Source organism: Lactobacillus colini (genome assembly GCF_017874575.1).
Classification (GTDB): Bacteria; Bacillota; Bacilli; order Lactobacillales; family Lactobacillaceae; genus Lactobacillus; species Lactobacillus colini.
Genome location: NZ_JAGGLU010000006.1, coordinates 50,713 through 76,917, shown reverse-complemented (window position 1 = coordinate 76,917; position 26,205 = coordinate 50,713). Strand labels below are relative to the sequence as shown.

The window sequence follows — 26,205 nt, the reverse complement described above, 5'->3', positions numbered from 1 at the left end:
TAATAAAAATATTTATTTATAAATTATAACTGTTATTATATTGGTTGCTTTTGATAAGGAAATATTAGCAGATTATCTGCAGGTTATCTGCAGATTGGCAGAATTTGATACAGAGATAGAGAATGTACGCTAAGCTAAAGAGTCATCTTATTATAGGAAGCAACGCTTAATTCTCCATTATTCTCCATATTGAGAATCGTAATTGAGGCATTTTGTGGACCATGGCGCAAGTCATACTTACCTGGGGCAAAGCGCGACACAATGCTCCGGATAGTGAAGCCATGGGTTACAAGCAAGATATTCTCTGCCCCGTTCATTTGCTTGATCATGTCGAAGCCTTGATCAAGACGGTGCCAGTATTCATCTGCGCCTTCGGCTTCATGATAAGGGTCAGCTTGCTTGAGATAATCCTTAACAGTTGTAATATCAACATGGTTAAATAATTCATCGCGAGTTGGATAGCCATGAGGTCCACCAATCATACGCCAAGCTTCATCAGAATTCATACCTTCAAAAAAGCCATAAAATTGTTCACGAAATAGTGGTGTAGCGATATGCTGCAATTCATCATGGTTACAATTTTCAGCCATAATATATTCACAAGTATCACTTGCCCGCTTCATATCACTTGAAATCGCAATATCGAATGGTACGTTAGCCAATTGCTTGCCAGCGTCTTTAGCTCCTTGAATTCCTGTTTCAGTTAATGGTGTATCACACCAGCCTTGCATTTTATCATAACGATTGATGATCGTTTGTCCGTGACGGATGACGTATATTTTTTTCAATTTAAAACTCCTTTAAACTTAAAAATAACTAAAACTAAAAAAATAACATTAAAAAATTGGCACAAACCAAAATTGCTGTCTTTATTATAGTATAAGCGTTTCTAATGTTAAATCGATAACATTGTGAAGATGGTAATTTGAAAAAATTGCTGAAAAAAATATCAAAACGGTGTAAACTGTTGAGTAGCAGTTTATGCGGAAATTTTGCTTGGAAGAGAGTTAAGATGGATAAAGATAAAAATAACAATACGAAACATAGAAGACACCGCCATCATCACAGACATCATCGAAAATTTTGGCGGTGGTTTTGGTTTGTCATTGGAATAGTTATTGTAGCAGGTGCATTATTTGCAGGTTATGTCTACAAGAACTTACGTGATACTACCGATAATATGTATACTCCTGTTTCCAAAAACACTAAGAGTAATAAAGGCCGTAGTCTAGATAAGCTATTAGCTGCCAAGAAGCCAATTAATATCTTATTACTTGGTACAGATACTGGGGCAATGGATCGTCACTGGAAGGGACGGACAGATACGATTATGATGCTGTCCATTAATCCTACAACTAAGACTACTAAGGTAGTATCTATTCCACGTGATATGGAAGCCGTTTTACCAGATTATCCTGATGTATCACCAATTAAGATTAATTCAGCTTATAATCTCGGTGGCGTAAGTGAAACTATTAAGACCCTTGATAAGTACTACAGCGTCCCAATTGATGGTTATATTCTGATTAATATGGGCGGCTTAGAGAAGGCTATTAATCAAGTCGGTGGTGTTACTGTAACTTCACCATTGACCTTCTCTAATATGGGTTATAACTTCGTTAAAGGTCAGACTTATCATATGATGGGTAAAGAAGCTTTAGCCTTTGCGCAACTTCGTCATGGCGATCCTCGTTATGATTATGGTCGTCAAGATCGTGATCGTCGTATTGTGGTTGGTTTACTTAAAAAATCAATCTCAGTCAAGACGCTGCTTAATAAGGACTTTCTAAGTTCAATCTCTAATGAAATGCAGACAGATTTAACGATGACACAGTTGTATCATATTGGGGCAGATTATCGCCAAGCTACTGTGAACCAGCAGACTGACCATGCACAAGGCGAGAGTAGAATGATTAGTAATCAGAAGTATGGCCAAATGGAAGTTGAGTTTGTCCCTAAGAAGGAACGCCAGCGTGTTTCTAATGAGATACGTCAAGCACTTGAATTAAATAAAGTTAACGTAACGAATGATGGAGAATAATTAATGGAAGAAAAAGCAACGCAAAACAATACAATTGATATGCGTCACTTATGGCAATTAGTTAAGCAAAATATTTGGCGGATTATATTTTGGACTGTAGGTTTAGGAATTATTGGATATGCTTTGGCTGCCTTTGCGATTCCATCGAAGTATACTTCTAGTACACAGCTTTTAGTTAATCAAAAGAAAAATAATAATGATCCTAACTCAATTTACGCTACTCAACAAGCAAATGTTCAAATGGTAAATACTTATAAGGATATTATTACAAGCCCAGTTATTCTGAAGGATGCTTCTAAGTACTTAGCCAATCCCACTACTGTAATTCGTAAGGCACGTCCTGCTGTATATCGAAGAGATTCTAATGGTAACCGTCAATTAGTTCGTAAGGCACGTCCTGCAGTAATTGAACGTGATGGTAAGAGTTTCTCAGTATCTGTTAAGCAAATGCAGAAGGCAGTTAAGGTATCAACTCAGCAACAATCTCAGGTCTTTACTTTAAGTGCAACTGCTAATACACCAGATAAGTCTAAGGCAATTGCCAATGCTGTAGCTAAAACATTCCAAAAGAAAGTTCCAGATTTGATGAGTGTTAACAACGTTACTATCGTATCTGACGCTGCTACTGGTGTTAAGACGTCACCTAGAGTACTTTTATTCACTGCAGCAGGCTTAGTATTAGGATTTATTATTGCGTTTGCAATTATGATTCTTCGGGATGCAATGAATACAACAGTTAGAACTGATGACTTTATGACTAAGGAAGTAGGATTAACTAACTTAGGTACTGTTACTCACTTCCACTTATCTAATAGTTTCAGCATTAAGAATACGGAAGATAAGAAAGACAAGAAGCGTAGACGTGTTTAAGGAGAATATTAACTAATGGCATTATTTAAGCGTAAGCGTGGTACGACTGAAACCATGGAACACGGTGCAAAATTAATCACCATCGCCAAACCGAAAGGTCCAATTGCGGAGCAATTTAGGACTATTCGTACGAATATTGACTTCATGAGTGTTGACAATCAAGTTAATAAGCTTGCCTTTACTTCAGCTAACATTTCTGAAGGTAAGTCAACTATAACTGCCAATGTAGCAGTGACTATGGCTCAAGCTGGCAAGAAAGTCTTGTTAATTGATGCTGACTTACACAGACCTACTTTGCACCAGACCTTTGAAGTGTCGAATAAGGTAGGCTTGACTACGATCTTGACTTCTAAGGCTAACGAGATTGATATGAAGGATGTTGTTAAAACTGATGAAGTTAATAACTTATCCGTTCTACCAGCAGGCCCAATTCCGCCTAACCCATCAGAATTACTAGGATCTAGAAGGATGAAAGACTTCTTAGATAAAGTAGTTTCTCACTATGATATGGTAATAGTTGATATGGCACCGATTCTTGAAATCTCTGATACACAAGTCTTAGCTGGCGAGATGGATGGTGTAGTCTTAGTTGTTCGCCAAAATGTCACTCAAAAAGCAGCTATTCAACGTTCTGTCGAAATGTTGAAATTGACTAAGACTAATATCTTAGGCTATGTCATGAATGACGTACGTACAGGTGCTGATGGCTATGGTTACGGCTATGGTTATGGTTATGGTCAGACAGATGAGGATTAGGTTATGGTCTTAGTTGATATTCATAGCCACATCTTACCTGGAATTGATGATGGTTCTCCTGACTTAGAAACTTCCTTGAAGTTAGCTAAAGCAGCAGTCGATGATGGAATTACGCATGCACTAATGACACCACATCACTTGAACGGTAAGTATACTAACCATAAGCAAGATGTGATTAAAGAAACAAAAGAGTTTCAGCAAGCTTTAGACGATAATGATATTGAGTTAACGGTATTTCCAAGTCAGGAAGTTCGTTTAAGTGCAGATATTCCTGAAGCTTTGGAGAATGATGATATCTTGTTCTGTGATGAAGAGGGTACATATATGCTTTTGGAATTTCCAAGTGAAGATGTACCAATGTACGCTAAAGATATGACCTTTAGGTTGTTAGGTGAAGGAATTACACCAATTATCGTGCACCCAGAGCGTAACAATAAGATCTTGCATGATCCGCAAGTGTTGCAGCAATTCCTAGAACAAGGTTGTTTAACACAAGTTACAGCAAGTTCTTATGTCGGCGTGTTTGGCAAGGAAATTGAGCAACTTAGTGAACGCTTAATTGACGCTGGACAAGTTGCAACTTTTGCTTCAGATGCACATAGCTTAGCTAAGCGTGAAAGTCGCATGACCGATGCTTATAATAAGCTTGCTAAGCAGAGTGGTAAGCAAGTAAGCGAACAATTCAAACAGAATGCTCGTAACGTCATCAATGGTGATAAAGTTCAATTAAATTGGCAACCACTTAAGAAGAAAAAACGTTTTTGGTTATTTTAGCTGAATGAAAATGGGGGGGGTAAAGCAGCTGTATGCTTATGGAAATGGATAGAGTAAAAAAAGAAGGGGACAAAGTGAGTACAAATAGACCGATCTATCATTTCTCTAAAAGAGTTTTTGATATTATTACGAGTTCATTGGCACTAGTTGGGTTGTCCCCTGTCTTTTTAGTTATAGCGATTTTAATTAAGCGTCAAGACGGAGGCTCACCATTTTACGCACAAACACGTGTGGGAAAGAATGGAAAACTATTTAAAATTTATAAGTTTAGGTCTATGATTTCAAATGCTGATAAAGTATTAAAACAAAATCCAGATTTGTATCGTAAGTATGTAGATAATGGATTTAAATTACCAGCTGAAGAAGATCCGCGTATTACTAAACTAGGGAGATTCCTACGTAAGACTTCTCTGGATGAAATGCCACAATTTTATAATGTTTTAAAAGGCGAAATGAGTATGGTGGGTCCTAGACCAATTATCCAAGATGAATTAGCGGAATACGGAAATCGCGTAGATAAGCTTCTATCTGTAAAACCCGGCGCATTTGGATTATGGCAGGCAAGTGGTAGGAGCAATGTTACCTATCCTGAACGCTGTGATGTCGAACTTGAATATGTTGATAATGCTTCTGCTATGTATGATTTAAAAATATTCTTTAAGACTATAATCAGTATTATAAAAAAAGATGGGGCATTTTAGGAGTTTGATATGAAAACTATTATTTTAGTAGCAGCACATAAAAAATTTCCAATGCCTAATCAAGAAGGATATCTTCCAATTTTAGTTGGTGCTGATAAAAATTATAGAGAAGGTATAGATTATCAATTAGATAATAAAGGGGAGAATATTTCTTCTAAGAATCCTTATTATAATGAGCTAACTGCCGTTTATTGGGCTTGGAAGAATTTGAGAGATGTTGATGCGATAGGTCTTGTGCATTATCGTAGATACTTATATGGTTCAAAACCATATAATTTAGATAATGTATTGGATATAAATAAGATAAATCGTCTATTACAAAGCAATGATGTAATACTGCCCAAACAAAGAAATTACTATATTGAATCCAACTATTCTCACTATATTCATGCGCATCATAGAGAGCCTTTGGATAAGACTCGCAAAATAATTAAAGAATTTTATCCAGCTTATTTATCTGCATTTGATGTTGTAATGAATAAGAGAAAAGCTCATATGTTCAATATGTTTGTCATGAAAAAAGCAGCGTTTGATTCATACTGTACTTTTATGTTTGGTGTATTGAATCGCTTAGAGAAAGAAATTGATATTTCTAATTATTCAGTTCAAGAACAACGCGTATATGGCTATGTATCTGAGCTATTGATGGATGTCTGGCTGTATACAACTAAGCAAAGCTTTACTGAACTTGCTTGGGGGCAAATTGGTGGAAGAAACACTTTACAAAAGGGATTTAATTTAATCAAGCGAAAGCTAGGTATTGGTAAGCGAAAAACTCATTTTTAAAATGGAGAGTATTATCTAGAATGGAAATATCCTATATCATTCCGGCACATAATTGTGAAAATACAATTATGCGTACTGTTAAGAGCATACAAGCCAATAATGATAAACAGCAATATGAGATAATAATAGTAGAAAATGGTTCTACTGATAATACAAAAAAAGTTTTACAAAAAATGTTAGCTAGTTTCACTAATATTTTTTTGTTTCACAGTAAAAAAGGAGTTTCGAACGCTAGAAACTTAGGGATAAAAAAGGCTAGAGGAAAATGGCTATGTTTCGTCGATGCAGATGATTACATTGTATCTACCCCTATTTGTAATGATAATGTAGATTTGGTCATTTTTGATTATCTTGTAGGTAACAAAGACAAAAAATTATTTACTTCGAGTCAAAGTATCGATGACAAAGCTGGTATTTTCGAACTAAAGAATGAATTCTTGAGTAATCCTACTCGTTATATGACAGTATGGAGTAAACTTTTAAAAAATACGATTATTAAAGAGAATCAGATTTTTTTTGATCCTAAATTGCAAGTGGCAGAAGATAGTGATTTTTTTTATAGATATTTAAAGTTTTGCAAAAGCGTTTTAGAGATAGAAAAACCATTTTATCATTATTCTATAGATAACGAATCTACCATAAGATCTGCTAAATCGGCAATTGTAAGTCAATATATTCAATCAATGCAAAAAATGCGATTATATAAAAAAGATAATCGCGATTCTAGTTCTGCAATTAATAAATATATCTTAATTCATCAAAATGTGTCTATAGTCAGAGGTGTTTTTAATAGATCAGATATATCGTTTATAGACAAAATTATAAAAGAGAAAAAAATCAGACAAAATATTGTTTATAAAGAAGCTTTAAAAGAAGAAAGTATTTTTTCTTTATGTAAAGTTCGATTTTTGCCTCAGCTATTTTTTAAAGTTCATTTAGGAATTATGGCGGATATTTTATATGAACTAAGAGCAAAATATAATGAAAAAAGGCAAAATAATCAGAGATAATGTAGGGGTTATGTATGTCGAAAGAAATCGATTTTGTAATTACATGGGTAAATGATAAAGATAAAAATTGGAATAAAAAAAGAGCCCAATATATGCCGGATTATGACAATGCATATGAGGATGGGGCAAGCAGTGAGCGTTTTAGAGATTATGGAACGCTATTATTTTTATTTAGGAGTATAGAAAAATATAGTCCGTGGGTGCATAAAATCTATTTAATAACTGATAATCAAACTCCTGAGTGGTTAAATACTAATGATAAAGTTAAAATAATCGACCATACAAAGATAATCGATAAAAAGTATCTACCTATTTTTAATTCTAGCGTCATTGAAATGAATATGTATAAAATTCCAAACTTATCGGAATATTTTGTATATTTTAATGATGATATGATTTTAAATAAAGAACTACAACCTACTGATTTTTTTAAAGATGAATTACCCAGAGATAGTCGAATATACACTGGAATAGTACCTAAAGAAGATTTTGATCACATTTTATTGGCTAATGGAATTTTACTTAATAAATATATAGATCATAAATGGCCTATAAGTAAACGAGGAATTTTTAATTTAAAAAATGGTATAAATTTGCTTCGTACAATTTTATTTTTACCCCAATTATTAAAAAGTGGGATTCCAGGGTATGTTGAGCCGCATGGTCCTTTAAGTTTAAGAAAAAGTAGCTTTTATAAAGCTAAAGAAATATGGGGAGATAAAATTGAAAAAAATAATACTCATCGCTTTAGGGAATTAGATGATATAACTGTTTGGCTAATCAGACATCTTCAATTAGAGCTAGGTGAATTCTATCCTAGAAGCGCTAAGTTTAATAGTTTTTATACTTTGGACCAAGTAGATAATATAGTGAAAGATCTGACTAAAAAAGTATCATCTACAATGTGTATAAATGATAAAAACATAGAAAACTATGATGAAAAGATAGTTGTTATAAAAGATGCTTTATATAAGAAGTTTCCTGAAAAGTCTAAATTTGAACTATAGACGTTTTTATTTAACAGATATTGTAATACGTTGGTCATAATATAAAATATTTTTATACTTTAATTCAAATGTAGCGAGAAATAGTTTTTAAAATGAATAAATTAGAAGACAAAATAACGGTTATAGTTCCTGCATATAATTCAGAAAAAACCATAGGAAAATGTATTGCAAGTTTGCTAAACCAAGCGTACCAGAATTTTGAAATTATAGTCATAAATGATGGCTCAAAAGATGGTACTTTGGAAGAACTAGCCAAGTTTAATAGTGATAAATTAACAGTAATAACGCAAAAGAATAGTGGAGTGTCAATTGCAAGAAATAATGGGATAAAAAGAACGTATACACCATATTTGGCATTTGTTGATGCTGATGATTATGTGTCTCCTGATTTTTTAACTCATTTGATGGAAGGATATGGCATACAAGATGTCGATTTGTCCATATCTGGTGTTAATAATGTTGGTTTAACCAATAAAAAGAACCTTACCTATGAAAGGCAAGTATGTTCCTCACAACAATTACTAGCAGATATTTTAAAATCAGATGGAGTAAAAGGCTATCTATGGAATAAGCTATGGAAAACAAAGATTATTAAAAAAAATAATTTATTTTTAAAGTCAGAAATAAGCATGGCCGAGGATCTATTATTTACTGTAGAATATTTGCTTCATACTGATAAGATTTTTATATCTAATTTCTCGGATTATAATTATGTGTATTATGCAAATAGCTTAAGTAATAGGGTTAGCTTAACATATAATAATCCAAAATACAAAGAAGCATTTTCTGACTTTTTAAAAGTTAACAAAGAAATTATAGAATTGATTCCCGAAGATAATAAAATAGGTCGGATAAATGCTAGAGCATGTGCGGCACTGATAGCTTCTAACTATATTCGAAGAATAAAGAAGGAAGAAAATAATATACAAAATAAAAACTTAGTGAGGGAACTTCGTTCATTTGGAAAAAAATATATTACAGATGTGCTAGGACGTAATACAATTTTGCCATTGAAGCCAAGAATTAGTTTTATTATAACGATGTGTTGTCCTAATTTAATGAGTATGCTAGATAAGTTAAGGAGTAGAAGTTAATGATTGCTGAAGTAACTGTTATTGTACCTATATATAATGTAGAAAAATATATCTCTAAGTGTTTAGATAGTTTACTTAGTCAGACATTTAGAGATATTGAAATCTGGGCTGTAGATGATGGTTCTCCTGATAATTCAAAAGAAATTGTAAAAGAATACGCAAAAAAAGATAAGCGTGTAAAGCTGATTGTCAAGGAAAATGGAGGCTATGGCTCTGTACTAGAATACAGTATAAATAGTGTACAAACTCCATATTTTATAATTTGTGATCCTGATGATTGGCTAAAATCTGATGCAATAGAAAAATTATATTCATTTGCTAACCAAAAAGACTTAGACTTAGTAGTCGGTGATAAATATAATGTCTACATGGAAAATAATGCTAAAGAATATATATGTGTCGTACCTTCTTTTATAAAGATAGAACCTAAAAAAGTTTATAAGTCTATAGAAGATATAGAAAAATTTTCTTTTTTACAAGTTTCACCACATGCAAAATTATACAAAACAAATATAGTGAAGAACGTTGTATTCCCAAAGCATGTAAGTTATACAGACTTTTTATTATATGTAGTTGCTTTATCTAGAGCAAAAAATATCGCCTACTATAATGAAGCATTAGCATATTATTTAACAAATAGACCAGGAAATACAAGAACTGATCGCCGACCATCTATTATAGATGATTATACAAAAGTGTGGTATGCAACTCTGTCATATATATTAGAAGCACAAAAGACAAGAAATGTTGATTATCTGCTAGAAAGGATGTATGTTCAACTAAGATTTATTATGAAAGAATATGCTGCGTCTAGCAAAGATTTATTTCATGATAAATATTTTGAGGAGCTATGTGCTGTAGCACAGTGTTTGAGTAAATATAAGAAGGATATTTATCGAACTTACTCTGGTCCGATAAAGGGTAAAATACTTATGCATGGGATATTTAATAATCTCACATCTAAATGTTTTATAAAACTTTTTGTTAAAAAAGAATATAGAAAGTAAAATATGTATTTTTTCAATTGTGCACCTAATATTTATAATTTGCCATCATAGTTAGCCATCATAGCAATACAAAGAGAAAAAGGATTAACAGTATAAATGAAACTAACAAATTTGCAAATAGAAAAATTTTTGATATATCTTATAGTAATAATTCTTTTGTTTAGAATTTCTGCCATGACTATGTTATTGTCTATTTTTATTGCGGTTATCCTGTGGTTACTATACTTATACTTCCCTAAGACTAAGAAGTCATATAATGTAATTATTGATATAAGTGTGATATCGATAATATTATTATTTTTTATAAATGCATTTAGATCTTTATTTTTAGGGAGTTACACTCCTTTAACCATAAAAGGAATAATTACAAATTATGGTGGCTATCTTTTAGTTATTATAGCTTATCCGGTTGCTGAATTAGTAAATTCAGATAAATCTGGATTTTTAAGGGGAATAAATAGAATAGGGATGTCCTTTCTTGTTTTAAAAACCTTAAGTTGGGTAATATATAACTTTTTTAATAGAGATATTGGTTTTACTCTACTTGGCGGAAAAATAACTTGGACTAGAGTTATTGGAAATCATATATTTAGTAGAAGTGGTGGTACTTTCTTAGATGGTTTTTTGTTGGCTTATGCTATAGGAGAACTTTTTTCTTCAGAAAAATCAAAAAATCAAAATATAAAATACATAGTTCAACTTCTAGTGTTAATAACATATAGCTATTTGATTTATCAGTCTCGTGCACAATTAATTTTTTACTTCGCAACTATTTTAATAAATATATTTTGTTGGGCTTTCAGTAAGAAATATAAATTTCTTAGTTCTGTAATAGCTTGTGTTTTTATATTGGGCACAGCATATATTTTTAAAGATAAATTAACTGGATTTATAAATTCATTTTCCATAAACAGTCAATATTCGGGGTCAACTCTAACTAGAATTAAAGAATATGAATTTTTTCCTATGCTATGGAAATCCACTAGTAATTTATGGGGCTTTGGGTTTACTCCTGATACGATGGGAATATATAATGGATACACTATGTATAGAAGTGATATCGGACTACCAATGCAACTATATCAATTTGGAATAATTGGCTTAGTAATTTGCATCTTACCGATAGTGGTAGGAATATATAAAGGATTAAAATTAATAAAAAAAGAATATACTTTTTTCTCTAGCTTTTTTTTGAGTCTTAGTTTATATCTATTGATTAGTAACAGTAGTTTTAATATTTATGTATATATATTGATACCTCTATTACCAATTTATATGGGATTAATTCTGGCAAATGAAAGAAGTTTGGAATAAAAGAATTATATATTACGGGAAAGGTAGAGATTATGAAGTACTTAGTAGTAGGATCAGGACTGTTTGGAGCAGTTTTTGCACATGAGGCTGCTCAAAAGGGTCACCAAGTCACAGTAATTGAAAAAAGAGACCATTTGGCAGGCAACATTTATACTGAAGAAATTGACGGCATTCAAGTGCACAAATACGGTGCACATATTTTCCACACGTCAAATAAGAAAGTATGGGACTATGTGAATCAATTTGCGGAATTTAACCGCTACACAAATAGTCCAGTCGCAAATTACAAGGGGCATATGTATAACCTACCATTTAACATGAATACATTCAGTGAAATGTGGGGCGTTAGAACCCCGCAAGAAGCGATGAATAAGATTAATGAGCAGCGCAAGGAAATGGAAGGTAAGAAGCCGCAGAACCTAGAAGAGCAAGCTATTTCTTTAATTGGTCGTGATATCTATGAGAAGTTAATCAAAGGCTATACTGAAAAGCAATGGGGGCGTAAGGCTACTGATTTACCTCCGTTCATCATTAAGAGATTACCAGTGCGCTTAACTTATGATAATAACTACTTCAATGATGATTACCAAGGCATTCCTAAGGGTGGATATACTCAAATAGTTGAAAAGATGCTTGATAATCCTAATATTACTGTGAAGCTTAATACTGATTTCTTTGATAAGAAAGATGAATATTTAAAGAGTTTTGACAAGATTGTTTATACAGGTCCAGTTGATCAATTATTTGATTATAAGCTAGGTCGCTTAGAATACCGTTCATTAAGATTTGAAACTGAAGAGAAGAACATTGATAATTACCAAGGAAATGCTGTAATTAACTATACTGAAGCTGACATTCCTTATACCCGTATCATTGAACACAAGCACTTTGAATTTGGCAAAGGCGATAAGGATAAGACAATTATTACCCGTGAATATCCTGCTGAATGGAAGCCGGGCGATGAACCATATTATCCAGTAAATGATGATAAGAATAATGAATTATATGCTAAATATAAAGAATTAGCTGATAAAGAAGATAAGGTTATCTTTGGCGGTCGTTTAGGGCAATATAAGTATTACAATATGGATCAAGTAACGGCAGTAGCTTTAGATACTGTTGATAAAGAATTTGGTGAATAGATTCAATGAAGGTTGTAAAAAATTACCTTTATAATGTGGGCTATCAAGTATTAGCGATTATTGTCCCACTTATTACATCTGCATATGTTTCCCGCGTATTACGTCCAGAAGGAGTAGGCGTTAATGCATTTACTAATTCAATTATCCAATATTTTATTCTCATAGCTAATATGGGGATAGGATATTACGGAAATAGGCAAATAGCTTATGTACGTGAGAATAAGCAAAAAATGTCTGAAGCTTTTTGGGAAATACAAATTGTAAAGACAATAATGACTTTAATAGCATTCTTATCTTTTGAGATATTTATGCTTTTTTATGCAAGGCAAACTAGTTATATGTGGGCACAATCAATTAATTTGGTTGCTGTAGCATTTGACATTTCTTGGTTTTATGCTGGCGTAGAGAACTTTAGAGTTACAGTCTTGAAGAACTCTTTTGTAAAAATACTATCAATGGTAGCTATTTTTATATTTATAAAGAGTCCACAAGATGTAACTCTTTATATTATTGTTTTGGCAATATCTACATTAATTGGTAATTTAACTTTATGGCCTAATATTTTCCATGATCTATCTAAGGTTAAAGTTAAATATCTTGATCCGTGGAAGCACTTCTTACCAATGGCAGAATTATTTATCCCGCAGATTGCTACCCAAGTATATGTTCAGCTAAATAAAACTATGCTAGGTGGAATGGTTAGTGAAACTTCATCAGGTTACTATCAATATTCAGATAATTTAGTAAAGCTTATATTAGCATTAGTTACTGCAACTGGAACAGTTATGCTTCCCCATGTAGCTAATGCTGTAGCTAAGGGAAATATGAAGCGAGTTAATAAGATGTTGTATAAGTCATTTGACTTCGTATCTGCTGTTTCATATCCGATGATGTTTGGATTAGCTGCTATTTCACTTACCCTTGTTCCTAAATATTATGGTCCAGGGTATGAACCGGTTGGACCTGCAATGATGATAGAATCAATAGTCATTTTGATGATTGCATGGAGTAATGTTTTAGGAGTTCAGTATTTACTACCTCTTAATAGAAATAAGGAGTTCACCGCATCTGTAACAGCTGGCGCTGTTGTAAATATTATTCTTAATATCCCTTTAATTCATACTTGGGGACTTTATGGCGCTATGTGGTCTACAGTAATTTCAGAAATTTCAGTTACAGTATATCAATTGTTTGTTGTACGTAAGATGCTAAGTTGGAAAGCATTATTTAAAGATTCTTGGAAGTATTTTGTTTCAGGCTTGGTAATGTTTGCAATCGTTTTTGCCATGAATAGAAAGCTTACAAGTTCTTGGCTAATGATGGGATTAGAAGTCTTAGTTGGAATAGTTGTTTACTGTGTAATGGTAATAATTTTGCGTGCTGAGATAGTGGGGCAAGCTAAAAAATTAGTAATGACACGTATTTTGAAGAAATAATATTTAGTTATTTAGACAAAGTGTATCTATAAGAGAGTAGGTAGAATATGGATAATAAAAAGATTACAGTTGGATACATCTCACCGGTTAATCCAGAAAAGGATAGGATGTCATGGTCGGGAACATACTATAATACATTTCATGCAATTAAAAATACAGGTGTAAATGTTAAATGGCTTTCTTATAATGCAGATAGCTTAAACTTTAAAATTCAAACTAAACTGGCTAATATAATTTATAAATTACGATATGGTCAAGGATCCTCAACTCATAGTAGATTAATGAGTAAAATACATGTGAGATTTCTTGATAATAAAGAATTAAATGATTGTGACGTAATTTTTGCTCCAGGACAAATTGATATGTTAGCTAAACTGAATACTAAGAAACCTATAATTTACTACACTGATGGTACATTTAAAGTTATGGTGAATTATTATTGGTTCGGTTTCTCTGATAAGGCAATTAAAGAAGGAAATATTACAGAAGATCTCGCTACAAGTAAGGCTACGTATAATTTTAGGGCTTCTAAATGGGCTGCCAATTCTTCTATCAAAGATTATCATGCAGAAAGAAAAGATACCTATGTTTTTCCATTTGGTGCTGATGTGCCAAATAATCATGATTTCGCCAGCATACCTGATTATTCATCTAAAACTTTAAAGTTACTATTTTCTGGAAAAGATTGGAAAAGAAAAGGTGGCAATATAGCAGTTGAAGCCGTTGAATATTTAAATTCAGTTGGAATAAATACTAAGCTATATATTGTAGGAGTATCTAATATCCCTGAGAACTTGAAGAATAAGGACTTTATTGAATTAGTAGGTTATATAGATAAAAATACTCCAGATGGGTATAATAAGTATTTGCGCTTATATCATGAATGTAATGCATTTATCTTACCAACAAGAGCAGAATGTGCAGGATTAGTCTTTGCTGAGGCTAATGCTTACGCAATGCCTATATTCTCTACAGAAACTGGGGGAGTAGGAGATTATGTGGTCAATGGAGTAAATGGTTATCGTCTTCCACTTTCTGCTAGTGGTAGAGATTTTGGTAAATGTATAGAAGATGCATATAAAGATAAGAAATTTGATGACTTATCTCGTGGTGCATTAGAACTTTACAAAACATCTACCAGCTGGGATGCATGGTCTGAGAATTTTAAGAAGTTTCTTGAAAAAGTGTTTTAATATAATATATTTGCCTTTTTGCTACATAATGTTATTGCAACTTGGTGATGTTAAATAAGGTTAATAATGGCAAACCCGATCTTATTAGAATTAGGATCGGGTTTTAACATATAGACTTCTCTGATTTTCACAGCTTAAACAATTTGGATATTACTGGAATTTTTAGCGCTAGATAGGTAATAATTAGACAAATAACAAATACAGCAATTATCATTAAACTAGGATAGTAACTAAAAAGCGCCAATTTTGAAAGCTTTCCAATTAAAAAGGGATGTAGCATGTAAATGCCCATAGTAAAAGGAATTAAAAATTCTATAATAGATTGAAACTTAGGAGTAGATATTGTAAATAGACAAAAACTTAAGCTTGAAGTTATAATTACAAGAATATTTCCATAGTTTGCTTCAGCATAAGGCCAGTTAATGATGTTTTTATTCCATAAGGAATATGCTATTACAGCTACATATAAGACTATGTCTAACATCATAAAAAATAAAAAATAAGTAGAAATATAGTCTAAAATCCTTTTGAAACGTAAGTTACCTATTATTCCTCCAATCAAATAATATGCTATATATAGATAAAATCTAAAAACTTGAGGAATGTATTGTATTGTGGTACTAAATCCTAAATGTAGCAGTATGTCCACACTTAAACATATGCAGATAACAGCAATAGTTAATATAATGTATACGATGAAATGCTTCTGAAGGAGCCACCACATCAATGGTGCTAGTAATAGCATTATAATTAGTTCCCAAAAGAACCAGAAATGATAAAAATTATGCTGCGATACTTCTGTAAATGCTGATCCTTCTAGCTGTTGAATAAACGTAAAGTTATGTTTAATAATAAATTGTGCTAATGAGTATAATAAAACCCAACTGATGATAACAAATAGGATATTCTTTATTCTGTTGAAAGAATATAAGTAGGAAATAGTCTGTTTATTAAGAACAAAGTAACTACTAGCCATAAAGAATACAGGGATAGCTAGAGTGCCTGCATAGTAAAGTCCAGAATTAAATATACTATTTTTTACTACAGAATTAGTAGGTGGCAAACAATGCAGTGTTATAACTAGTATACAGGCAACGATTTTTATTAAATCAATACCATAATTTCTATGTTTTATTGACATATAGATTTCCTTTCCAAAAAATACCATTGTATTTTACTAGTTTGATTTTGAAAGTGCATAGATAAAATGTGTAATTATGTCATAAATCAGTTAATCCTCCCAAGTAGTCTATGTATCTTAGTTGAACAGTCAAGATAATATTGTTTTCTAACTATGCGTGTTAAAAATAATAAATAACGGTTAGCCTATCTAACCGTTATTTTTGTACACATTATTTAACTTTAATATCAATTCTCTTGAATATCTGCTATCAAACTTTCTGGCAAAAATATAATCTCTATTAATAATACTATCAAAATCAGATTCATCTAAAATAGCTGGATAACTGTTGTGCTGTTTTCGCCATTTAATATAGCGATGATGATTCCCAATAATTCTTTGTTTAAATTCAGGAGAATTACAAAGAATAGTTTGCATCCAGAATTCATCAGAAAAGCAACCTGTTTGAAACATTCTAAGGAGATTAGGATGAGAATCTAGATAGTTGATACAATATTCAACCGCATCTCTAGGCATGTCTGTCCAGTTTGATCCAGAGTAGATTTCTAAATCAATTCCTAACTTTTTAAATTTGTTAACTCTGAATAAAGTTTGTACTAGTAATAGTGCTCGATGATAAAATTTACCAAACGTTGAGCGACGATTGATTTTGTCATAGTTGAAATAGTATTTTTGCCACCAGATAATAGGTTCACCAGATTTCTTTCTGTTATTAGCCTTTGAATAAATCATGTAAATATGTTTATCATTAGTAAATCTATTATAAATATTTACAGGAGAATCAGTTGGCCAATCTTGTCCCGAAATAACATGTATATAGTCAATTTTGGGATTTTTAAGAGCTTCTTTCATTAATAGTACAGTAGCAGCTCCTATACTCCAGCTCCCCCAATTAACATATATTTTAGAAATATAGTGAATTCTATTTTTATTGAGGATTTGTTTATAACTTTTGGGTATATTCAATTTCTTATCAAAATGAATATAGATTTCAAAATTGTCGTTTAGGACAGTTGCTAGTTTAGTAACTTGTTCAATATCTTTATGAGCTAGTATTAATATTGCCTGCATAACATAATCCATTAATTGAAAATAATAAGGTTAAAAAGTGAAAATATGTATAATTACATAATACATTCTACAGGAAACAGGTGGATTTGTTAACTTTAGATAGCATATTTGTCAATTAGTATTTGAGCCACCTTTTAATTGACTATTATTTTTTAGAATGCTCCAAACGATATGATTCTCTATTCATATCTAAGATATAGAAGTCGAAAGTTAATCGATCAACTGAAGCAAAAACGGCAATCGTATTTATACAATTTATTTGGCACACTTCAAAATATTTTACGGTCTAGATTTATTCTCATGGTAAAATGAATAAGAAGTATTATAATTAATCCGATATATAGTAATTGAATTAGTACAAGGAAGGAATAGAATATGCAAAATGAAATTGATGAACAAACTTTTATAAAATTTTATCTTAGTACCGTTTTGAACTATTCAGTGGCTATGAAGACGGCAATTTGTAAGAAAATGGAAGAAGAAGGAAAAATCACCTTTGAAACTCAGATGACTTTAGGTGACAATGAAACTTTTCCGATGTATTTTCAAGATAAAAAAGATGTTGATGAAATAATTAGACAAACTACCTTAAATAAAAATTTTTCCAATTTTTACGAAAATTGGGAGTTTATAAAGCTTTATAAATATTCTGTTCCATTCTTTTTTGATAGTAAGACTAAAAATGCTTTAAGTGTATTGAACGAAAATAAGATAAAAAAATTTGATGAGGATACTTACAGGAGTAACAGAATTCTGCCTACAGAAATAGGCAGTGAGACACCTATTTATAAGGAAATAAAAAACGGTGAGTATGTTATAAAGTTTGTTTTACAAAAGTCTTATCCGGATGTTGATACGATGGAACAAGTGGATTATAGATATCCAGTTGTTATATATTTAAATTCTAATAGAAACTTTTTGGAAATTAGATATGATTCTGTTAAGTACGGTAGAAAGTATACTAGCAATGTATATGAAGATATTGTTGAAGAATGTATTGGATGGCTAGAAAACACTTTAGACTTCAACTTATTTGAAATAAATCATAATGGAACAATAAATAATTTAAAGAATGGTAATAATGATCCAGTAAAGATATATAAACAAATGATGGAATTAAGTTCAGGAGGATCAGCAGAACTAACTGCGGCCAAGGATCAGGACTATTTATTACCATTTATAGATGAAATAAGAGAATTAATAAATGAAAACGATCAGTTATTTAAGGGTGCTCTAGAAGTAAAAAATTTAATTGAACAATATTTGGATGATAAAGAAGCAACCGCTAATTATCCGTATATTTACGTAAGTTGGGGAAATGCCGTAGCTTCTCAAAGCTATATTGTAAAAATCACCTTCGATTATTTGCAACATCGACATACGTTACTTCAACATTTAACTGGAACGTGTACAGACCTTGAAATGGAGCGGATGAACAATGCAATTGAATATTTATGCAAAAGTGGCTCCTTTGTTAAAGGAACAAAAGTTTGATATAGATATAGATAAGTTTATAGAATATTTAAGCAAATATAAGTCTGGAAATTGGATTTTCCCAAATGTAATTCACAGAGAACTGCATATAGATGTTATTAAAGTATATGAAGTATTGGATTTTTTAACTAAAGAAAATTTTTTGGAAGAGTATTTGAGAATTCGATGTCCTAGATGTCAACAAAATGCTGGGTATAACTTTAGAACTATAAGTGATGTACCAAAATTTTTGGGTTGCTTAAATTGTGATTTCGAAATTGTAAACCCTCTCGATCATGCAATAGTAATATTCAAAGTTAGGTAATTATGGACAAAGATAATTTGAGAGAGAAAGCTAATAAAATTGCAGACGAAATGAACTCGGAAGGGATTCCTTTACCGTTATTACTTCAAGTGGCTGCAGACAAAAACCTTGAATTGATTAAATTAGGTAATGACGCATATAAAAAATTTGCCAAAATTTATAAAAAACTAGTTGAAAAGAAATATTCCAAAGCTCAAAAAGGAGAGTTATTAGAAGAATTAACTTCAGTAATTTTTGAAGAGAGTTACCCATTTCTTTTTGAAGTAAGGAGAAATCAAAGAACTAGTAGTAATGAAATCGACCTTCAAATCAACTGGAGTGATAGAGCTTTGTTAGCTGGATTAGATCCAGATAAAACAACACTTGGTTATTCCTTTCTTTGTGAGTGTAAAAATTATGATAGTCCCGTTGGTGTAACTTATGTAGGAAAGTTTTTTTCATTATTAAGTTATACTAATACAAAATTGGGACTATTGATTGCATGGGATGGAATAACTGGAAAAAATAATTGGAATGATTCTGAAGGATTAATACGTAAATTATCTCTTGCAGAAAAGGTTTATATTATTCCTATAGAAAAAGATGATTTAGAAAATATTTATAATAAATCTTCTAATATTTTTAAGATTATTAAGGATAAATATTTAGCTTTAAAAAATGATATTGATTATAAAAAATTTATCAAAGAAAAACATCAACTTGAGCAAGCTGGCCTTTGGGAATAAAATATAGAAAAAATAGAGCCACCATGCTTTATTGAAGTACCTCATAGTTGTTAGATATAAGTCTAATGATTATGAGGTGTTTTTGGTTAATTATTCATTTTATTGATTCAACATGATTCACCGAATTGCATTTAAATCAAAATTTTCTGTGATTAAGATGTAAGGGATGTGCTTAATAATACTTAAAGTGAAGGAGGAAAAGCATGTTAGTTGAATTTACGGTAGAAAATTATGCATCTTTTAAAGACAGAACTACTCTTTCAGCTGAAACGGGAGCAAGATTACGGAAATTAAAGGATACTAATACTTTCTTCGAAAAAAAGCCTGCGTTACTAAAAAGTTTACTTTTATTTGGACCAAATGGATCTGGTAAATCTCAATTAATAAATGCTTTGATGACAATGGCGAGCCATGTTGTTAATCCTACTCACGCAGTGACTGATAAGTTAAGGTATAATCCATTTTTATTTAGTGATGAAACTAAGAGTGCCGATACATTTTTTGAAATAAAAATTGAAACAAAAAATAAAATATATACGTATTCTTTGAGCTACAATCGGACATTGTAAAATAGTTTGTGTAAATAAGAATAGTTTCTTGATTTAATTGTCTTTAAATATTAAAAAAAATCTCTCTCCTGTATGGCTGATTTGAATAAAAATACATACAGAAAGAATAGAACTTTCTCATGAATGATTTTACTCAAGAATTAACTCAAGGACTATTCAATCAAGAAAAATTAAATGAAACTCTGTGTAAATTGATGCAGACTGCTTTAAATGAGCTCCTAAAATTCGAGTTAACCACTTTTCTAGGTTATGATTCTTACGAAAGAGAAAGCTGGAAAAGTGGAAATTTACGCAATGGCGATTACTATCGCCATATTGAGTATCAACTTTGCGATAGGAGGAGCTATTTCTAGAATTACCAGTATTTCAACCATCCCTAGAGTATGAATCGTAACCCAAAAAGGCTGTCATTTCAGCTTCAAGAAGTTCATTACTAATTTCTTGCAAACTTGTACGAAATTCAGCAGTAACATTTCTTGATTTAATAGTACAGAGATCAAATTTTTGCTAAAATTAGTCATAAAGGAAAGAAAATCTTTTTTCTATTTCAGACTTAATTTACACAATCATTTTTACACTTTCAGGCGATAATGTAGAAGCCAAAACTGATTGATAATCTTTAATCCTGATGCTAGTGAATATATAAGTTTTGTTTTTATGGTAGTATTTGTAAAATTAATTTTTAGTTATAATAATACATAGGTAGCTTTATAGAAATAGATGTAGGATTAATAATTAAACAGGAAAACTTGAGGTAAGAAGTAATAAAGATAATAAGCGAATAAGTACATGGTTAAAAAAAATGATTGTCTAAACTATGAGATAATTGTTTTTATTTAGACAGTAAATTTAGACTATAGTGACAGTAAAGCTTGATATTTCAATGATTGTGATTGTCTAAGCTAATAATTATAATTATTAATTTAGACAATACACTAAATTAATAATATACAAAACTATATTTTTAATTATTGTGTTAAAATAAAGTGAGCATCTGATAAACAAGTACGTATAATTCGTAAGTTACCTATTCTGTGCTTGATTTACAGATACAACCCAGTTTTATTCTTGGAGTTAAAATTTAGACAATTAAATACAATTTTTTTAAAGGAATCACCTACAAAATTAAATAGTTAATAATATCATGGTAGAATTGTTTAATGAAATGATTAATCTGCCTGAATTTGGTCAAGTTTATATTGCTTGCGGTAATACTGACATGAGGCGTGGAATTGATTCACTTTGTCTTATTAAGGAAGATTTTGAGCGTGATATAACGTATGGTGAAATTTTTCTTTTTTGTAAAGCTAAGCAAGATCGTTTCAAAGAATTCTATTGGAATAGTCAAGGTTTCTAGTTACTGTATAAAAGATAGAGAATTGCATGTCACAACTTTTTTTATAAGGTTGTGATTTTTTTAATGGTATTTAGTAATTTCTGAGGTATGATTAATGTAATAGTTTGCTTCTAAGTTGAAACTATTTTTCTATACAGAAATAAATTCAAGGTATGATAAATAAGTACAGAATTATCGATTAGAGTATGGGGATGCCAAATGAATGAGAAGCAGTATGATATATTTTATATCTTGAATCGTTTTATTAATGATACGAGTGATTCAATTGATAGTATTTTAGCTAAGTACTTTATTGATAATTACTATGATGCTAAAAATTTTAATATATACAATATTGCTGCTGAATGCAATGTTTCCCGTGCTAGCATTCGTAGGTTTGCTGAAAAGATAGGTTATAAGAACTTTCAAAATTTAAAGAAAGAGATGATTCTATATAGTAAAAAACCACAGAATCTAAATAAAATTAACTATCGTAAACAGCTAACTAATACTATTGTTTCAATGACTGAAGAACTTAATCAACGTATGGATACTAATCAGGTATCAGTAATTTGTCGAAAGATTAAAGAAGCAGTTCATTTTTATATTATTTGCTTTGGTGCTAGTTTATCAGCAGTTAAAGATTTTCAGGTAAGACTATCAGCGCAGGGGAAGATATTTAAGCTTGTGCATAATAGGGAAGATATTCAAGCTTTAAAAGAAATCGTTACTAAAGAAGATTTACTGATAGTTATTTCCATTTCTGGTCGTTCTGCTTTAGCTTATCAGGATATGTTTAAGAAACTAGACATGTTAAAGATGTTGGTTACAGTAGATCGCATTGATGATTTCAGTGATGATTATGATGATGTTTATTTCTTAAGTCATTTAGATCATTCACATGATCCAAGTATGTATCGCAAGTATGGTTTAAATTACTTTTTAGATATCTTAGCCAATGAATATGAATAAACGCAAGGTTCAGATTTTGCACCCTATTTTGAAATAGGGTGCTTTTTTATTTGCGCAAGGGCCTGCTAATCTTTCTATTATATAAGTGTAAGCAATAAAAGAGGAAAAGGAGTAGGAGAATGACTGATAAATTAGATACTTTAAAACCTGAATTTCCAGAAAAATTTTTATGGGGTGGCTCAACTTCATCCTGGCAAGTAGAAGGTGCAATTGAAGAAGATGGTAAAACTCTTTCTTTAATGGATTTAAATACAAGAAAAAAGAAAGGATATGCTGACGATACATATGCTTCAGATATGTATCATCACTATAAGGAAGATGTTAAATTAATGGCTGAAGCTGGTATGACTTCGTATCGCTTTTCTATAGCATGGTCAAGGATTTATCCGACTTCAGATGGGAAGGTAAATAAAAAAGGTTTGGATTTTTACAATAATTTAATTAACGAATTAATCAAATACAATATAACACCAATTGTAACTATTTATCACTATGATATGCCAGTGTGGATTGATGAAAAGTATGATGGTTGGTATGGTCGTGGTATTATTGCGGAATTTGATAAATACTGTCGTACTATCTTCAGAGAATTTGGTGATCGAGTTAAGTACTGGCTTTCAATTAATGAACAGAATATGCAAATTTGTTATGGAGACTGGCTGGGTATAGACAAGCATCCCGATACATGGTTTGAAGATAAGTGGAAAGTAAACCATATTATGAACTTATGTCATGCAACTGCAGTTGTAGCATGTCATGAATTGGTACCTGATGGTAAGATTGGACCAGTACCAGGTTATGTTCCTATTTATCCATATTCTTGTAACCCAAAGGATCAAATTGCAGCAATGAATGCTGAAGAACTAACTGAAAAAGTTTGGTGTGATTTTTACGCACACAGAGAATATAGTCCTTTCATTAAGAAGTACTGGGAAAGAAACAATATTGATCCGAATATCAGACCTGGTGACATGCAACTTATCAAACAGGCTAGGATTGATTTCTTTGCTTTGAATTGTTATCGTTCGAATACTGCTAAGTATTGTTCTCCGGATGATAAAGCGCAAGTATATGAATTAAATAAATCAGGCAAGAAGGGCGAATTAAAGTTTCCCAAAGTTCCCGGAATGTATCAACTAGTTAAAAATCCATACGTTGAATATACTGATTGGGATTGGGAAATTGATCCTATCTCAATTAGATACATGCTCAAATATGTTTGGGATCATTATCAATTGCCTATGATGATCACTGAAAATGGTTATGGTGAACATGAAAAAATTTCTAAAGATGGTAAGATTCATGATCCTAACAGAATTAAATTCTTAAGAGAACAAATTAGAAATGTTGGCTTAGCAATTGCAGAAGGATGCCCAGTAATTGCATATAATCCATGGACTTTTCTGGATGTGTTAAGTACGGGTAATGGTATGAGTAAACGTTATGGTTTTGTTTATGTGAATACAACCGATCAAGACAAGCTAGACTTTAAGAGAATCCCTAAGGATTCATATTACTGGTACCAAAAAGTTATTAAATCAAATGGGAAAGATTTGGATGATTAATGAATTGAGGTAGATAATATGTCATCGTATAAAGATACCGCACAGGACATATTAAGAGCTATAGGTGGCAGTCAAAATATTATTGAAACCAATCACTGTGCTACTAGACTTAGATTAAAGGTTAGTGATCCACAAAAAATTAACGATGATAAAATAAAAGCTATTTCTGGAGTTGCGGGAACAGTTCTGGCTGGAAACAATTATCAAATTGTCATCGGAACAGATGTTGGAAATGTATACAATGCTTTTATAAAGTTATTAGATGGTAAACAAACGGCATCAGGTAAGCAGCCGAAAGAGAAATTAACACTTAAGGGTATTGGCAGATCAATGATTGACTTTGTCAGTGGGACTTTTGTTCCAATTCTTGCAGTTTTAGTTGCTGCTGGTTTAATCTCAGCTGTTTTAAATATTGGTACAAACTTCTTTGGCTTGAATCCAAAGTCAGGTACTTATACAGTATTAAATGCTATTTATGAGGCTGGCTTTTACTTTTTACCAATTTATGTAGGATTTAGTGCAGCTAAGCGTTTAGGGCTAAATTCATTCTTAGGCGCAATGATGGGAGCTTTCTTGACCTACAATGCGATTAACTCAGCTAAAGGCTTGGATTTTCTAGGAATTGCAGTGCCTTCAATTCAGTATGACACAAGTATCATTCCGGTATTATTAGCAGTTTTATTTATGAAATTGTTGGATATTGGATTGCAGAAAATTATTCCCAAGGAAATAAAGTTCTTTATTATTCCTTTGGTTGAAATGATTATTACTGCACCAGTTACGCTATTATGGCTTGGGCCTTTAGGCTTCCAAATAGGTACTTTAATTGTTTCAGTTTTAACTTTCTTAAATCAATATTTGGGTTGGGTATCTGTAGGTATTATGGCAGCTATTACTCCATTACTTGTTATGACAGGTACTAATCAAGCCTTATTCCCTATTTGTATCGCAGCTGTTGCTGCATCTGGATACGACGGCTTCGTTTTACCAGGTATGCTAGCAGCTAATGTAGCAGTTGGTGGTGCTACACTTGGTGTTGCAGCATATACTCATGATATCAAGAAGCGTGAATTAGCCCTTTCTTCAGGTATTACAGGTGTTGTAGGAATTACTGAACCAGCTATTTTTGGTATATTAATTAACAATAAAATTGCTTTTTTTAGTACAATTGTTTCGGCTGGTGTTAGCGGTTTATTAGCTGGCTTAATGCAAGTAAAGGAATATGCAATAGTTTCCCCTGGTATTGCAGCTTTGCCTGCATTTATGCACGCCAATAATGGTAAAATGGATAACAACTTTTATGCAGCATTATCTATTTTGATTATTTCAGTTGTTCTTTCATTTGGCCTAACTTTCTTTTTTGGTAAGAAATCACAAGCTAAGAAGGAAAGTATAATTGATAATAATATTTACTCTCCAGTAGATGGCACTGTAGAACAATTATCTAAAGTAAATGACGAAGTATTTTCAAAAGGATTAGTCGGAGACGGAATTGCAATTGTGCCTATTAATCGTTCAGTTTATAGTCCTATATCTGGTAATGTAACTATGGTTGCACCAACAAAGCATGCAATTGGACTTAAAATGGTAGATGGAACAGAATTACTACTTCATCTAGGTCTAGATACAGTTGAATTAAAAGGTTTACCGTTTCAGGTTAAAGTTAAGGAAGGTGACAGTGTAGAGCGAGGACAGTTATTAGTAGATGTAAATCTGGATATGATAAAAAAGGAAAAGAAAGATACAGTAATTCTTCTTATTTTGACACAACCTGATAAGATTTTATCAGATAAAAAGTTTGGTAAAACGAAAGCAAAGACTGTTATAGGTAAAGAAGCTACTTTTAATAAAAATAATTAATTCCCCTTTATAAGAGAGCTGCCAGAGTATCAAACTC

Annotated in this window: 26 protein-coding genes; 23 read left to right on the top strand and 3 right to left on the bottom strand. The window is 31.7% G+C overall.

Annotated features, from left to right (window positions below):
* Positions 1-134: 134 nt before the first annotated feature.
* Positions 135-788 (bottom strand): histidine phosphatase family protein, encoded by a 654-nt coding sequence (locus J2Z60_RS06385; RefSeq protein ID WP_209686861.1) that lies wholly within the window; start codon positions 786-788, stop codon positions 135-137.
* A gap of 224 nt (positions 789-1,012) precedes the next feature.
* On the opposite strand from J2Z60_RS06385, the gene J2Z60_RS06380 reads away from it, so the two are divergent.
* The 14 genes from J2Z60_RS06380 to J2Z60_RS06315 all read left to right on the top strand — a co-directional run bounded on the left by J2Z60_RS06380 (position 1,013) and on the right by J2Z60_RS06315 (position 15,131).
* Positions 1,013-2,041 (top strand): LCP family glycopolymer transferase, encoded by a 1,029-nt coding sequence (locus J2Z60_RS06380; RefSeq protein ID WP_209686860.1) that lies wholly within the window; start codon positions 1,013-1,015, stop codon positions 2,039-2,041.
* A gap of 3 nt (positions 2,042-2,044) precedes the next feature.
* Entirely contained in the window at positions 2,045-2,911 is an 867-nt protein-coding gene (locus tag J2Z60_RS06375; RefSeq protein WP_209686859.1) for a YveK family protein, read from the top strand.
* A gap of 15 nt (positions 2,912-2,926) precedes the next feature.
* Positions 2,927-3,667 (top strand): CpsD/CapB family tyrosine-protein kinase, encoded by a 741-nt coding sequence (locus tag J2Z60_RS06370; RefSeq protein ID WP_209686858.1) that lies wholly within the window; start codon positions 2,927-2,929, stop codon positions 3,665-3,667.
* A 3-nt stretch (positions 3,668-3,670) separates the two neighbouring features.
* Complete coding sequence (locus J2Z60_RS06365; RefSeq protein WP_209686857.1) at positions 3,671-4,441, top strand: tyrosine-protein phosphatase; 771 nt, start codon at positions 3,671-3,673, stop codon at positions 4,439-4,441.
* A gap of 44 nt (positions 4,442-4,485) precedes the next feature.
* Entirely contained in the window at positions 4,486-5,142 is a 657-nt protein-coding gene (locus J2Z60_RS06360; RefSeq protein WP_209686930.1) for a sugar transferase, read from the top strand.
* A gap of 9 nt (positions 5,143-5,151) precedes the next feature.
* Positions 5,152-5,928: a DUF4422 domain-containing protein gene (locus J2Z60_RS06355; protein ID WP_209686856.1), complete on the top strand. Its 777-nt coding sequence runs from the start codon at positions 5,152-5,154 to the stop codon at positions 5,926-5,928.
* 20 nt (positions 5,929-5,948) lie between these two features.
* Complete coding sequence (locus J2Z60_RS06350; protein WP_209686855.1) at positions 5,949-6,938, top strand: glycosyltransferase family 2 protein; 990 nt, start codon at positions 5,949-5,951, stop codon at positions 6,936-6,938.
* A 14-nt stretch (positions 6,939-6,952) separates the two neighbouring features.
* Positions 6,953-7,945, top strand: coding sequence for a Stealth CR1 domain-containing protein (locus tag J2Z60_RS06345; protein WP_209686854.1), 993 nt, complete (start codon positions 6,953-6,955; stop codon positions 7,943-7,945).
* Between the two features lie 92 nt (positions 7,946-8,037).
* Positions 8,038-9,039, top strand: a complete 1,002-nt coding sequence (locus tag J2Z60_RS06340) for a glycosyltransferase family 2 protein (RefSeq protein WP_209686853.1) — start codon at positions 8,038-8,040, stop codon at positions 9,037-9,039.
* Entirely contained in the window at positions 9,039-10,046 is a 1,008-nt protein-coding gene (locus J2Z60_RS06335) for a glycosyltransferase family 2 protein (protein WP_209686852.1), read from the top strand. Before J2Z60_RS06340 ends, J2Z60_RS06335 begins: the two co-directional genes overlap by 1 nt.
* Before the next feature lie 96 nt (positions 10,047-10,142).
* A complete protein-coding gene (locus tag J2Z60_RS06330) occupies positions 10,143-11,360 on the top strand; it encodes a hypothetical protein (protein ID WP_209686851.1) in 1,218 nt (405 codons plus the stop codon).
* A 32-nt stretch (positions 11,361-11,392) separates the two neighbouring features.
* Entirely contained in the window at positions 11,393-12,502 is a 1,110-nt protein-coding gene (glf, locus tag J2Z60_RS06325) for a UDP-galactopyranose mutase (protein ID WP_209686850.1), read from the top strand.
* Between the two features lie 5 nt (positions 12,503-12,507).
* Positions 12,508-13,938, top strand: a complete 1,431-nt coding sequence (locus J2Z60_RS06320) for a flippase (protein WP_209686849.1) — start codon at positions 12,508-12,510, stop codon at positions 13,936-13,938.
* Positions 13,939-13,985: 47 nt separating this feature from the next.
* Positions 13,986-15,131, top strand: a complete 1,146-nt coding sequence (locus J2Z60_RS06315; RefSeq protein WP_209686848.1) for a glycosyltransferase family 4 protein — start codon at positions 13,986-13,988, stop codon at positions 15,129-15,131.
* 127 nt (positions 15,132-15,258) lie between these two features.
* Here the strand turns inward: J2Z60_RS06315 and J2Z60_RS06310 are convergent, their stop codons facing one another.
* Positions 15,259-16,272: an acyltransferase gene (locus J2Z60_RS06310; protein WP_209686847.1), complete on the bottom strand. Its 1,014-nt coding sequence runs from the start codon at positions 16,270-16,272 to the stop codon at positions 15,259-15,261.
* 189 nt (positions 16,273-16,461) lie between these two features.
* Entirely contained in the window at positions 16,462-17,343 is an 882-nt protein-coding gene (locus tag J2Z60_RS06305; protein ID WP_209686846.1) for a beta-1,6-N-acetylglucosaminyltransferase, read from the bottom strand.
* Between the two features lie 375 nt (positions 17,344-17,718).
* Here J2Z60_RS06305 and J2Z60_RS06300 point away from each other — a divergent pair, with 375 nt between their 5' ends.
* The 9 genes from J2Z60_RS06300 to J2Z60_RS06260 all read left to right on the top strand — a co-directional run bounded on the left by J2Z60_RS06300 (position 17,719) and on the right by J2Z60_RS06260 (position 26,168).
* Positions 17,719-18,837, top strand: a complete 1,119-nt coding sequence (locus tag J2Z60_RS06300) for a hypothetical protein (protein ID WP_209686845.1) — start codon at positions 17,719-17,721, stop codon at positions 18,835-18,837.
* The gene (locus J2Z60_RS06295; protein ID WP_209686844.1) at positions 18,782-19,141 is read left to right on the top strand and encodes a hypothetical protein; all 360 of its coding nucleotides are present in this window, start codon (positions 18,782-18,784) and stop codon (positions 19,139-19,141) included. Before J2Z60_RS06300 ends, J2Z60_RS06295 begins: the two co-directional genes overlap by 56 nt.
* A 2-nt stretch (positions 19,142-19,143) precedes the next feature.
* Positions 19,144-19,866, top strand: a complete 723-nt coding sequence (locus J2Z60_RS06290; RefSeq protein WP_209686843.1) for a restriction endonuclease — start codon at positions 19,144-19,146, stop codon at positions 19,864-19,866.
* Between the two features lie 203 nt (positions 19,867-20,069).
* A complete protein-coding gene (locus J2Z60_RS06285) occupies positions 20,070-20,435 on the top strand; it encodes an AAA family ATPase (protein WP_209686842.1) in 366 nt (121 codons plus the stop codon).
* Positions 20,436-20,554: 119 nt separating this feature from the next.
* A complete protein-coding gene (locus tag J2Z60_RS11090; RefSeq protein ID WP_209686841.1) occupies positions 20,555-20,788 on the top strand; it encodes a transposase in 234 nt (77 codons plus the stop codon).
* Positions 20,789-21,579: 791 nt separating this feature from the next.
* Positions 21,580-21,792 carry an IS66 family insertion sequence element accessory protein TnpB gene (gene tnpB / locus J2Z60_RS06275; RefSeq protein WP_209686840.1) on the top strand — a complete coding sequence of 71 codons (213 nt, stop codon included), beginning with the start codon at positions 21,580-21,582 and terminating at the stop codon, positions 21,790-21,792.
* A gap of 198 nt (positions 21,793-21,990) precedes the next feature.
* Positions 21,991-22,743: a MurR/RpiR family transcriptional regulator gene (locus J2Z60_RS06270; RefSeq protein ID WP_209686839.1), complete on the top strand. Its 753-nt coding sequence runs from the start codon at positions 21,991-21,993 to the stop codon at positions 22,741-22,743.
* A gap of 119 nt (positions 22,744-22,862) precedes the next feature.
* On the top strand, positions 22,863-24,308 hold the full coding sequence (locus J2Z60_RS06265) for a glycoside hydrolase family 1 protein (protein WP_209686838.1): 1,446 nt from the start codon (positions 22,863-22,865) through the stop codon (positions 24,306-24,308).
* Between the two features lie 18 nt (positions 24,309-24,326).
* On the top strand, positions 24,327-26,168 hold the full coding sequence (locus J2Z60_RS06260) for a glucose PTS transporter subunit IIA (protein WP_209686837.1): 1,842 nt from the start codon (positions 24,327-24,329) through the stop codon (positions 26,166-26,168).
* The last annotated feature ends 37 nt before the right edge of the window (positions 26,169-26,205 follow it).

What these genes read in the sequence shown, in the direction of transcription:
- J2Z60_RS06380 (WP_209686860.1), top strand. Translation starts at nt 1,013, where the DNA reads ATGGATAAAGATAAAAATAACAATACGAAACATAGAAGACACCGCCAT.
- J2Z60_RS06305 (WP_209686846.1), bottom strand. Translation starts at nt 17,343, where the DNA reads ATGCAGGCAATATTAATACTAGCTCATAAAGATATTGAACAAGTTACT.
- J2Z60_RS11090 (WP_209686841.1), top strand. Translation starts at nt 20,555, where the DNA reads ATGAATGATTTTACTCAAGAATTAACTCAAGGACTATTCAATCAAGAA.
- tnpB (WP_209686840.1), top strand. Translation starts at nt 21,580, where the DNA reads ATGGTAGAATTGTTTAATGAAATGATTAATCTGCCTGAATTTGGTCAA.
- J2Z60_RS06340 (WP_209686853.1), top strand. Translation starts at nt 8,038, where the DNA reads ATGAATAAATTAGAAGACAAAATAACGGTTATAGTTCCTGCATATAAT.
- J2Z60_RS06330 (WP_209686851.1), top strand. Translation starts at nt 10,143, where the DNA reads ATGAAACTAACAAATTTGCAAATAGAAAAATTTTTGATATATCTTATA.
- J2Z60_RS06370 (WP_209686858.1), top strand. Translation starts at nt 2,927, where the DNA reads ATGGCATTATTTAAGCGTAAGCGTGGTACGACTGAAACCATGGAACAC.
- glf (WP_209686850.1), top strand. Translation starts at nt 11,393, where the DNA reads ATGAAGTACTTAGTAGTAGGATCAGGACTGTTTGGAGCAGTTTTTGCA.
- J2Z60_RS06335 (WP_209686852.1), top strand. Translation starts at nt 9,039, where the DNA reads ATGATTGCTGAAGTAACTGTTATTGTACCTATATATAATGTAGAAAAA.
- J2Z60_RS06310 (WP_209686847.1), bottom strand. Translation starts at nt 16,272, where the DNA reads ATGTCAATAAAACATAGAAATTATGGTATTGATTTAATAAAAATCGTT.
- J2Z60_RS06295 (WP_209686844.1), top strand. Translation starts at nt 18,782, where the DNA reads ATGCAATTGAATATTTATGCAAAAGTGGCTCCTTTGTTAAAGGAACAA.
- J2Z60_RS06350 (WP_209686855.1), top strand. Translation starts at nt 5,949, where the DNA reads ATGGAAATATCCTATATCATTCCGGCACATAATTGTGAAAATACAATT.
- J2Z60_RS06290 (WP_209686843.1), top strand. Translation starts at nt 19,144, where the DNA reads ATGGACAAAGATAATTTGAGAGAGAAAGCTAATAAAATTGCAGACGAA.
- J2Z60_RS06320 (WP_209686849.1), top strand. Translation starts at nt 12,508, where the DNA reads ATGAAGGTTGTAAAAAATTACCTTTATAATGTGGGCTATCAAGTATTA.
- J2Z60_RS06315 (WP_209686848.1), top strand. Translation starts at nt 13,986, where the DNA reads ATGGATAATAAAAAGATTACAGTTGGATACATCTCACCGGTTAATCCA.
- J2Z60_RS06285 (WP_209686842.1), top strand. Translation starts at nt 20,070, where the DNA reads ATGTTAGTTGAATTTACGGTAGAAAATTATGCATCTTTTAAAGACAGA.
- J2Z60_RS06360 (WP_209686930.1), top strand. Translation starts at nt 4,486, where the DNA reads ATGGATAGAGTAAAAAAAGAAGGGGACAAAGTGAGTACAAATAGACCG.
- J2Z60_RS06365 (WP_209686857.1), top strand. Translation starts at nt 3,671, where the DNA reads ATGGTCTTAGTTGATATTCATAGCCACATCTTACCTGGAATTGATGAT.
- J2Z60_RS06355 (WP_209686856.1), top strand. Translation starts at nt 5,152, where the DNA reads ATGAAAACTATTATTTTAGTAGCAGCACATAAAAAATTTCCAATGCCT.
- J2Z60_RS06265 (WP_209686838.1), top strand. Translation starts at nt 22,863, where the DNA reads ATGACTGATAAATTAGATACTTTAAAACCTGAATTTCCAGAAAAATTT.
- J2Z60_RS06345 (WP_209686854.1), top strand. Translation starts at nt 6,953, where the DNA reads ATGTCGAAAGAAATCGATTTTGTAATTACATGGGTAAATGATAAAGAT.
- J2Z60_RS06375 (WP_209686859.1), top strand. Translation starts at nt 2,045, where the DNA reads ATGGAAGAAAAAGCAACGCAAAACAATACAATTGATATGCGTCACTTA.
- J2Z60_RS06260 (WP_209686837.1), top strand. Translation starts at nt 24,327, where the DNA reads ATGTCATCGTATAAAGATACCGCACAGGACATATTAAGAGCTATAGGT.
- J2Z60_RS06270 (WP_209686839.1), top strand. Translation starts at nt 21,991, where the DNA reads ATGAATGAGAAGCAGTATGATATATTTTATATCTTGAATCGTTTTATT.
- J2Z60_RS06300 (WP_209686845.1), top strand. Translation starts at nt 17,719, where the DNA reads ATGCAAAATGAAATTGATGAACAAACTTTTATAAAATTTTATCTTAGT.